Raw genomic sequence first — 10,891 nt, 5'->3', positions numbered from 1 at the left:
CTTCCCACAAGCACGTTTCATCTTCATAGATGACGGCATAACTTTTCCCCATAGAAACATCTAAAGCTAGTACATAAGTCATATTATTCCTCGCTTTCTTTTGTATTGAAAGACCATCACTGCTTCATTTCGTGTCTTATTTCCTGTACTCGGACTCATGGTCCCACATACTTAAACCTGATTTAGAAATGACAGTGAGGGAGCTCAGTTTTTGTTTCGGACTCATAGTCCCTGAGGCTTCAGTCGAGCTTCCTTTCACCCTTACTATACCTCTATAAAAGAAAAATAGTAGGTAAAAACCACCGTCGTGGTCTTTACCTACTAATCTTAGTATGTTTTCATTTCATGAATTGCAATTATCTTTAGTGTATCAGCTCCAGTTTCTGTAGCAATTGTTGCGTTAGGAACTTACGGATAGTGTATGTGGAGCTATATTCTGGGATGAATGCTTTTTGTCAAACTCTATTCTTAATATTATTTGAATAGGTATGCAAGTGTAAGATTGTTTGCTATAATTAACTAGTTAGGGGGTAAGTTGATGATGGAATCAAAAAAAGAATGGAATATTTTACAACAACCCAATGAGGAAGACATTGAATATTTGATGAAAACAGCAAATATTTCGAGAATAATGGCAATTATTAGTTGTCAAAGAGGACATACAACAAAAGAAAAACTTGAGCAGTTTACAGAAATTAATCCTGAGAGTTTTCATGATCCTTTTTTATTTTTCGATATGGAAAAAGCAGTTAAACGGATTGAAGAAGCACTAATTAAGGAAGAAAAAATTACTGTTTATGGAGATTATGACGCAGATGGTGTAACCAGTACAGCTATCCTTTATGAAACTTTGCTGACCATGGGTGCAGAAGTGGATTATTATATTCCGAATCGCTTTGAAGAAGGATACGGACCCAATGTTAAAGTGTTTGAAAAAATAATAGAATCCGGCACGTCTTTAATTCTAACATGTGATAACGGAATTGCAGGACATGCAGCGATTAGACGCTCTAACGAAATGAATATAGATGTGATCGTAACCGATCACCATGCAATACCAGATGACTTACCAGAGGCATATGCAATTATCCATCCTAGACATCCTTCGGGTGAGTACCCTTTTGGGGATTTAGCCGGTGCAGGGGTTGCTTTTAAATTAGCCAGTGCATTATTAGGTGAAGTACCGTTGGAGTTCTTCGACTTGGTAGCTTTAGGAACAATCGCAGATTTAGTTTCAATAGTAGATGAAAATCGACTGATTGTTAAACAAGGACTAAAGATGCTACAAAAAACAAAGCGTCTTGGGTTGCATTATTTATTTGATAAAATCCAACTCGATAAACATACTATCAATGAGAAGGATGTAGGCTTCAAAATCGGTCCAAGATTGAATGCAGTAGGGAGATTGGGCGATGCAAAACCAGCGGTCGAATTACTTACAACAATTGATCCGGAAAAAGGGGCAGAGCTAGTTGAATTTATAGAATCCCAAAATATTCAGAGAAAAGCAATCGTCGAATCTATTGCAAAAGAAGCAAAAATTATGATTGAAAATTTGAAAGAAAGCAAACCAGTTTTTGTTCTGGCAAAAGAAGGATGGCATGAGGGTGTACTGGGTATCGTGGCTAGTAGAATTGTAGCAGAATATAATAAACCGACCATTCTTTTATCGATAAATACAACTAATAATAAAGCCAAAGGGTCAGCTAGAAGTATCGATCCGTATAATTTATACGAAGCCATATCGCCATTGGCTAGTCTAACGACTGCTTTTGGTGGTCATCATATGGCTGCTGGTTTATCATTACCAATAGAGAATCTGACCGAGTTTGAAAACAAGTTGAACGAACAAGCTCTACAAAGATGGGATGCTGACAATTGGAAATCGCAGTTGACAGTTGATGCTAGCATACAGATCAAGGATATAACTATAGAGTCAATACAAGAATTAAATAAATTGGCTCCCTTTGGTACAGGAAATCCTCAACCAACCTTCCTTTTAGAGAATCTCGTGAGTACTCAAGTTAGACAAATTGGTGCGGATAAGAACCACTTGAAATTCTCATTGTCGGATTCAAATAAGTTCCTGGATGTTATTGGATTCCAATTTGGCAAAATGTATGATTATCTGGATAGTTCCCCTAAAGTTTCAGTAATTGGAAAATTGGATATCAATGAATGGAACGGGAACAAAAAAACACAATTAATGTTAGAAGATTTATTAGTCACTTCTGCGGTGATAATTGACAGAAGAACAAAATCTTTAAAATCTATTGACTGGTCAATTGAAAATTCTACGTATATATTTTTTCAGAAAGAACTATATGCCAAATATAAACAAGAGATTCCGACAAATTCGAATGCCTGTAATATTAATGAATTAACTGGAGAAAAGGATAAGGCAACTTCGGACAAACTCATATTTGTAGATTGCCCTCATTCAGTAGATGATTTTAAAACGGTTGTTTCGAATAATACTAAAAGTCAAATAATTTGTTATTTTTATTCTGAAAATGATTATTATGTAAATGGATTACCCAAGCATAGTGAATTCAAACAATTGTATAAATATTTGGGTTCGCATAAAAATGTTGATTTAAATAGTCTTTCTACACTAAGTAAATTTATGAAAATTAATATTGTACACTTAAAATTTATGATTTCTGTGTTTTTTGATGCAAACTTTGTTAAAATGGAAGATGGATTAGTTCAACTTGTGAATAATCCTAGTAATAAGGATTTAGCGGACACAAAAAGCTACAAGATTCGAACAGAGCAGATGAAAGCTGAAGAATTTTTACTCTATTCGCATTTTGAAAGTATAGTTAAAGAAATTGAAAATTGGCAATCAGTGCCGGTTTCATAGGAGGATTTTTTGATAATGAATTTAAAAGATTACATCGCTAGAGTAGACAACTTTCCTGAGGAAGGAATTATTTTTCGCGATATTTCCCCTTTAATGGCAGATGGGGAAGCATATCAATATGCGACTAGAAAAATTGTTGAGTATGCACGTGATAAAGAAGTAGATATGATTGTTGGACCTGAAGCTAGAGGATTTATAGTAGGTTGCCCTGTGGCATACCAACTTGGAATTGGTTTTTCACCCTGTAGAAAAAAAGGGAAATTACCTAGAGAAACTGTTGAAGTGAATTATGGTTTAGAATATGGAAAAGATGTATTACAGTTGCATAAGGACTCTATAAAACCTGGCCAAAAAGTATTAGTGTGTGATGATTTACTTGCTACTGGTGGAACAATCAAAGCAACTATTGAACTTATTGAAAAATTAGGTGGTATTGTTGTGGGAACGGCATTTTTCATAGAATTAACCGAACTTAAGGGAAGAGAAAAAATAAAAGATTACGATATGTTGACTCTTATGGAATTTTAAATAAAAAAAGGAAGAAAACCATTATCGGTTTTCTTCCTTTTTTATTTAGATAATCGTATTCCTATATAGGCCGACAACTTTTCCTAAAATCGTTGCATCTTCCAATATAATCGATTCTAATAAGTCGTTTTCTGGCTCTAAACGAATAAAATCGTGTTCTTTATAAAATCTCTTACAGGTAGCTTCATCTTCTGAAGTTAAAGCTATAATAATTTCTCCATTATTTGCAGTTGATTGTTTGCGGACAATAACTTGATCTCCATCGAGAATACCCGCGTTGATCATACTGTCTCCTTTAATTGTTAACATAAATAATGATCCTTTTTCACTTTCAAAATCATTAGGTATTGGGAAATAATCCGTTGCTTCTTCGATAGCTAAGATTGGTTCTCCGGCGGCAACTACGCCTAGAAGAGGGATGGAGGATTCTTCTGGATTATGGCCGATTTCTTTTAATCCTTCAGCTGTTAACTCAATTGCACGTGGCTTGCTAGGATCTCGAAGAATCATGCCTTTTTTTTCTAAACGTGAAAGATGCCCGTGAACAGTTGAGGTTGACGATAAAGATACTGCTTCGCCGATTTCTCTTACTGTTGGAGGATATCCATTATCAATTACGCGCTTATGAATGTACTTTAGGACTTCTAATTGTCTTTTAGCGGATTTGTTAACCATATGATCACCTCTTTTATAAAATGTTTTTTCTTAAAAATCTATTTTATTTCATTTTTATTGAATAAAAATTTATCTAACAAAATTATAGCATAGGAATGAGTAGGAATCAAACAGATGTTCGTTTTTTTTGTTTAAAGATAGTCGGAAAATGTGCTATAGTAAATGAGTGAATACAAATATGGGGAGGAAAAGTATGTTATCAAAAGAAAAATTAGATCGCATCAATGTTTTAGCTAGAAAAAAGCGAGATAAAGGTCTTTCTGAAGAAGAAACGAAGGAACAAAAAGAGTTAAGAGAAGAATATATCAAAACTTTTCGTTCAGGTATGAGAAATCATATTGAAGGCATGAAAGTGATCGATGAAGAGGGAAACGATGTTACCCCAGAAAAATTAAAAAAAATCCAAAAAGAAAAAGGGCTTCATGATAGATAAATATGTCCATGAAAGCGTTGAAATAAAAGGAAAAGAATAGTAAAATGATAATGTTAGTAAATTTGAGAGGATGATATATTTGTTCGATAATATAGATCAAAAAGCAGTCGATACAATTCGTACTTTAAGTATCGATGGGATCCAAAAAGCTAATTCTGGTCACCCCGGTTTACCAATGGGAGCCGCTCCGATGGCTTACGCTTTATGGACAAAACACATGAAGGTCAATCCAAAAAATTCTCAATGGTTTAACCGAGATCGCTTTGTTTTGTCGGCTGGGCATGGCTCAATGATGTTGTACAGTTTATTACACCTTTCAGGCTTCGATGTCTCTATGGAAGATTTGAAAAACTTTAGACAGTTTGAGAGTAAAACTCCAGGACATCCTGAAGTTCATATGACTGACGGTGTTGAAGCGACAACTGGTCCTCTGGGACAAGGGATCGCAAACGCAGTAGGTATGGCTATGGCAGAAGCACATTTAGCTTCAACATATAATAAAGAAAAGTTTTCAATTGTAGACCACTATACTTATGCTTTATGTGGTGATGGTGATTTAATGGAAGGACTCTCTCATGAGGCATCAAGTCTTGCCGGACATTTAAAATTAAATAAATTGATTATGTTCTACGATTCCAATGACATATCTTTAGATGGACCTACTTCAAAAGCATTTACAGAAAATGTGAAAAACCGCTTTGAAGCATATGGTTGGCACCACATCTTAGTAAAAGACGGCAATGACTTGAATGCTATTAATAAAGCAATCGAAGATGCAAAAGCTGAGTCTTCAAAACCTACCATGATTGAAGTGAAAACTGTGATTGGGTTTGGCGCACCGAATGCTGGAACACACAACGTTCATGGAGCACCTTTAGGTCCTGAAGGAGTGAAAGCTGCTAAAGAAGCTTATGGATGGGAAAATAAAGAGTTCTACGTTCCGGAAGAAGTTAGCAAAAGATTTAAAGAGACTATTCAATTGAATGGTGCTAAAAATGAATCTGAGTGGAACAACATGATTAAAGAGTATAAAAAAGCTTATCCAGAACTAGCAGCTCAATTTGAAAATGCAGTAAATGACAAGTTACCGGAAGATTGGGACTCAAGTTTGCCAGTATATTCTCCAGATGATAAAGCCGCTGCTACTCGTAGCACTGGTGGCGAGGTACTGAATGCATTAGCTAAAACTATTCCTAATTTGTGGGGTGGAGCAGCTGATTTGTCAAGTTCTAATAAAACGATGATTAACGGAGAAAAAGATTTCCAACCTGGACAATACGAGGGTAGAAATATTTGGTACGGTGTCCGTGAATTTGCCATGGCAGCCGCTTTAAACGGAATTATGTTACACGGTGGAACAAAATCGTACGCTGCAACATTCTTTGTATTTACAGACTACTTAAGACCAGCAGTACGTTTAGCTGCGTTATCACATCTTCCATCAATCTTTGTTATGACGCATGATTCTATAGCTGTAGGAGAAGATGGGCCTACTCATGAGCCTGTTGAACATCTCTCCAGTTTCAGAGGAATGCCTAATTTAAACATAATACGTCCTGCTGATGGGAATGAAGTTGCAGCAGCATGGGAAATTGCAATTAAATCTCAAAACAAACCATCGATTTTAGTTCTTACTCGTCAAAATCTACCTGTACTAGAAGGAACTAAAGAAAAAGCAAGAAGCCTTGTGCAAAAAGGGGCATATGTCCTTTCTGAATCAAAAGCTGAAACGCCTGATGGTATCTTAATTGCAACAGGATCTGAAGTTTCTCTTGCAATGGAAGCACAAAAACAATTAAGCACAAAAGGAATTGATGTATCAGTAGTTTCTATGCCAAGCATGGAACTATTTGAAGAACAAGACGACGCCTATAAAGAAAACGTATTACCTGAAAGTGTTTCTAAGCGTGTGGCTATTGAAATGGGAGCAAGCTTCGGATGGCACCGCTATGCTGGATCTAAAGGAAAAGTTTTAGGTATCGATAAATATGGATCAAGTGGTGATGGAGAAACTATCGTAAAAGAATATGGTTTCACTGTTGAAAATGTAGTAGCTACTTTTGAATCTCTAAAATAAATTTTTTGATGAAATTCTGAGTTTTATTATTCATAAAAGATAATTAGTTTATGAAAAAATTGAAACCTGTGATTTTGAAAAATTCACAGATTTCTGTTTATTTTTTAGTGAATTTTCGGTAAAATGATTAATTGAAAGTATGAAAGGAGTTGACGAATCAAATGAATACAGGATTAGCAATTGTTTTAATTATTTTAGCACTATTAGCAGGTGGGGTAGCCGGATTCTTTCTATCGCGTAAGTACATGATGAGTTATTTTGAAGATAATCCACCTATTGATGAAAACACACTAAGAATGATGATGATTCAAATGGGACAAAAACCTTCTGAGAAGAAGATTCAACAGATGTTATCATCAATGAAATCACAACAAAAGAAAAAAAAGAAATAAAGATTTAAAAGACTAGGACAAATGTTCTAGTCTTTTTTCACAACCAAATTGGACTAAACTGTATTTTAATAACGTAATCTAGCCACTAATTACCAATGGTAAACATATTTCTTTTTCGTCTATCAAGAGATACGCAGCTTTTCGAATTCATGGATGATTAAATAGTAGTGGCTTGCTTTTAAGCAAAAAAATAGCTTCCTGTGGCCCTTTTCTATACAATTATAAACAAAGAGAAATTTTATAAAATTAACGGTGAGAAATGAGTGAATAACATGAACATTTTCAAGCAGCTTCAATGGTTTTTTAAAGAGGAAAAAAGGTCATATATTATTGGAATTATTTCGTTGTTTTTGGTAGCTATTATCGGATTGATCCCACCTAGAGTAATAGGGATCGTTGTGGATGAAATTGCCCAAGATACTCTTACAACTAGATCTCTATCACTGTGGTTGATTTTATTATTTGCCTCTGCATTGAGTCAATATGTGTTGCGTTATATATGGAGAGTCAGAATTTGGGGTAATGCAGCCAAGTTAGAGAGAAAAATACGGAGCCGTCTATTTAATCATTTTATGAAAATGGATAGTCCTTTTTTCCAAAAATATCGAACCGGGGATTTAATGGCACATGCGACCAATGATTTAAGAGGGATTCGGATGGTAGCTGGCGGTGGTATATTGATGATTGCAGACGCAACGAGTGTTGGAATTACAACAATTTTAGCCATGATTTTTGTGGTTGATTGGAGGTTAACGTTGATTGCCATACTGCCTTTGCCATTGTTGGCTGTGATTTCAAGGTTTTTAGGGAGCGCATTACACAATCGATTCCGTGATGCCCAAGCCGCTTTTTCTTCGTTAAATGATAAAGTACAAGAAACGATTCAAGGTATAAAAGTTTTAAAAACATTTGGTCATGAAAAAGAAGACGTTATCGAGTTTAAAGAGGAAACAGAAAATGTTTTGCAAAAAAATAGAGAAGTCTATAAAATTGATTCTTTGTTCGATCCTGCGATTACATTGATTATAGGTTTTGCCTATGTTTTAACTATTATTGTGGGCGGGAACTTGATACGAATTGAAGAAATTACGGTAGGTGATTTCGTCACTTTCATTAATTATATTGGTATGCTCATTTGGCCTATGCTAGCTGTAGGTAGATTATTCAATATTATTGAACGCGGAAGCGCAAGTTACGATCGAATCAATACATTACTCAAAGAAGAAAGTTCTATTATTGAATCTTCTAATCCCACAGAGACTCCAGCAGTAGGAAATATTACTTTTTCAATTGATTCATTTTCATATCCTGAAGATGATGCAATAGCGTTGGAAAATATCCATATTGAGATCGAAGAAGGAAAAACGTTAGGTATTGTTGGAAAGACTGGCGCTGGAAAGACTACGTTATTCAAACTTTTAATGCGGGAATTTGACTCATATAAAGGAGAAATCATTATAAATCAAACAGATATTAGGAATTTTTCACTAGATAATTTATTATCTCATATAGGTTATGTACCTCAGGACAATTATTTGTTTTCGCTGTCCATTTTAGACAATATTCGTTTTGCAGACCCAACGATGAGCGAAGATAAAGTTAGAGAAATTGCGAAGTTAGCAGCTGTTCATGAAGATATAGAGGATTTGCCTATGGGATATGAAACTGAAGTAGGCGAGAGAGGTGTTTCCTTATCTGGAGGTCAAAAACAAAGAGTGTCTATAGCGAGGGCTATGGCTTCAAATCCAGAAATATTAATTCTTGATGATTCGTTATCTGCAGTAGATGCAGAAACAGAAAGCAATATATTAGCTAATTTAAAAAAACAAAGAGACAATCATACAACTATTATTTCAGCACATAGAATCAGTAGTGTCATGCATGCTGAAGAAATAATCGTTTTAAAAAATGGGAAAATTGTTGAACGAGGTACACACGATGAGCTGTTACAGAATAACGGATGGTACAAAGAAATGTTTGAACAGCAAAAACTTGCTTCACAGAAAGGGGAGGAATTAGTTTAATGGAAAATACAGAGCGTTCTAATTATCGTTCAATTCCTCTCAAAGAACAGTGGGAAATATTTAAAGGCATCATACAATTTTCAATGCCGTATAAAAAAATGTTCTTCTGGGGTATTCTCATGGGAATTGTATTAACGATCGTTAATACAATCATGCCAAGAGTAATCCAAATTTTTATAGATGATTATTTAACAAGTGGATTGATAAATACTTCAGTGCTGGTTAACTTTTCTCTTCTCTATTTATTTCTTACATTATTCAAAATGGTCATGTGGTATTTGAACTTATATCTTTTTAATTTGGCGTCGGAAAAGACAATTCAAAATATGCGTGACAGCCTCTTTACTCATATTCACAAATTAGGCATGCGGTATTTTGATCAGACCTCTTCCGGGTGGCTAATTACGCGTATAACAAATGATACAGAGGCTCTCAAAGATTTTTGGAATGTTTTCTTGACAATTTTACAAGGTGTATTTGGCTTGATTGCTTCTTTTATAGGAATGTATCTATTAAATAAAAGTTTGGCATTAGGTATTATCTTATTTGTTCCAATTTTGTTGATCATCATGAGAGTCTATCAACAAAAAAGTTCAAAAACTTATCAAAGTATGAAAAGTAAATTGAGCAGGTTAAACACTAAGTTGGCAGAGGCGATTAATGGAATAGCTATCATCCAACAGTTCAGGCAGCAAAAGAGATTGGAAGAAGAGTTTGAAGATGTGAATAAACAATATTTTGATGACCGTTTTTCCATGACAAAAATTAATGCTTTGTTGCTTAGTCCTGTAATTAATTTGCTCTATACTTTTTCTATAATAATCATATTGGGGATATTTGGATTTAATTCATTTATAGGGATAGTAGAAGTAGGTGTGATTTATGCGTTCACTACTTATGCAAATGATTTCTTTAAACCATTGACAAGATTGATGGATAGCATGAGTCTTTTCCAAGACGGTATAGTTTCCAGTTCGCGTATTCTAAAAATACTCGATACGAAAGAGTACACTCCAGGTTATGTTGAAAATACTAAAGACGAAACGATCCAAATTGACAAAGGGAAAATTGAATTTAAAAATGTTTCTTTTTCATATGATGGGAAAAATGAAATTTTGCACAATATTAGTTTTACTGTAAATCCTGGAGAAACAGTTGCTCTTGTAGGTCACACTGGGAGTGGGAAAAGTTCCATTATTAATATTCTCATGAGATTTTATGAATTCCAATCAGGAGAAGTCTTGATAGATGGAATTTCGATACGAAACTATCCCTTAACTTCTTTGAGAAAATCAATCGGCTTAGTTTTACAGGATTCATTTTTATTTTACGGTACGATCAAGGACAACATCCGGTTGAAAAATGATAAAATAACGGATGAAGAGATTGTTCGAGCTGCAAGATTTGTTCAAGCAGATTCCTTTATAAAAGATTTGCCCAATCAGTATAATGCCAAAGTCGTTGAAAGAGGAGCCAGTTATTCTAGTGGTCAAAAACAATTAATTTCTTTCGCCAGTACAATTGTACGCGATCCTAAAATATTAATATTAGATGAGGCAACTGCTAATATAGATACGGAGACTGAAACATTGATTCAAGAAGGTCTTGAAAATATGCGTAAAGGGAGAACGACAGTGGCCATAGCTCATCGTCTTTCCACTATTAAAGATGCAGATACAATTTTAGTTTTGGATAAGGGTGAGATTATTGAAAGAGGCAATCATGCTGAACTAATCAGATTAAATGGGGCTTACCGAGAGATGTATGAAATGCAAGATATTTCTACTGAAGCACATTAATAAAAACATACTAAGATTAGTAGGTAAAGACCACGACGGTGGTTTTTACCTACTATTTTTCTTTTATAGAGGTATAGTAAGGGTGAAAGGAAGCTCG

Annotated in this window: 8 protein-coding genes; 7 read left to right on the top strand and 1 reads right to left on the bottom strand. The window is 34.7% G+C overall.

Annotation, left to right across the window (positions count from 1 at the left end; all coding sequences use genetic code 11):
• The first annotated feature begins 538 nt into the window (after positions 1-538).
• On the top strand, positions 539-2,866 hold the full coding sequence (recJ, locus tag H626_RS0109580) for a single-stranded-DNA-specific exonuclease RecJ (protein ID WP_027109170.1): 2,328 nt from the start codon (positions 539-541) through the stop codon (positions 2,864-2,866).
• A gap of 15 nt (positions 2,867-2,881) precedes the next feature.
• Entirely contained in the window at positions 2,882-3,394 is a 513-nt protein-coding gene (locus tag H626_RS0109575; protein ID WP_027109169.1) for an adenine phosphoribosyltransferase, read from the top strand.
• Between the two features lie 45 nt (positions 3,395-3,439).
• Here the strand turns inward: H626_RS0109575 and lexA are convergent, their stop codons facing one another.
• Positions 3,440-4,069, bottom strand: a complete 630-nt coding sequence (gene lexA, locus H626_RS0109570) for a transcriptional repressor LexA (protein WP_027109168.1) — start codon at positions 4,067-4,069, stop codon at positions 3,440-3,442.
• 193 nt (positions 4,070-4,262) lie between these two features.
• Here lexA and H626_RS0109565 point away from each other — a divergent pair, with 193 nt between their 5' ends.
• The 5 genes from H626_RS0109565 (at position 4,263) to H626_RS0109545 (ending at position 10,794) form a co-directional block, all read left to right on the top strand.
• Positions 4,263-4,502, top strand: a complete 240-nt coding sequence (locus tag H626_RS0109565; RefSeq protein ID WP_027109167.1) for a DUF896 family protein — start codon at positions 4,263-4,265, stop codon at positions 4,500-4,502.
• Between the two features lie 79 nt (positions 4,503-4,581).
• Complete coding sequence (gene tkt, locus H626_RS0109560; RefSeq protein WP_027109166.1) at positions 4,582-6,579, top strand: transketolase; 1,998 nt, start codon at positions 4,582-4,584, stop codon at positions 6,577-6,579.
• 161 nt (positions 6,580-6,740) lie between these two features.
• On the top strand, positions 6,741-6,971 hold the full coding sequence (locus H626_RS0109555; protein WP_027109165.1) for a YneF family protein: 231 nt from the start codon (positions 6,741-6,743) through the stop codon (positions 6,969-6,971).
• Positions 6,972-7,243: 272 nt separating this feature from the next.
• The gene (locus H626_RS0109550) at positions 7,244-8,995 is read left to right on the top strand and encodes an ABC transporter ATP-binding protein (protein WP_027109164.1); all 1,752 of its coding nucleotides are present in this window, start codon (positions 7,244-7,246) and stop codon (positions 8,993-8,995) included.
• Positions 8,995-10,794: an ABC transporter ATP-binding protein gene (locus H626_RS0109545; protein WP_027109163.1), complete on the top strand. Its 1,800-nt coding sequence runs from the start codon at positions 8,995-8,997 to the stop codon at positions 10,792-10,794. The genes H626_RS0109550 and H626_RS0109545 overlap by 1 nt, the downstream gene beginning before the upstream one ends.
• Positions 10,795-10,891: the final 97 nt, after the last annotated feature.

The organism is Lacticigenium naphthae DSM 19658, assembly GCF_000425865.1.
In the GTDB taxonomy this organism is placed as follows: domain Bacteria; phylum Bacillota; class Bacilli; order Lactobacillales; family Carnobacteriaceae_A; genus Lacticigenium; species Lacticigenium naphthae.
The sequence above is the reverse complement of the archived record's forward strand: the minus strand, read 5'-3'. Positions and strand labels throughout refer to the sequence as shown.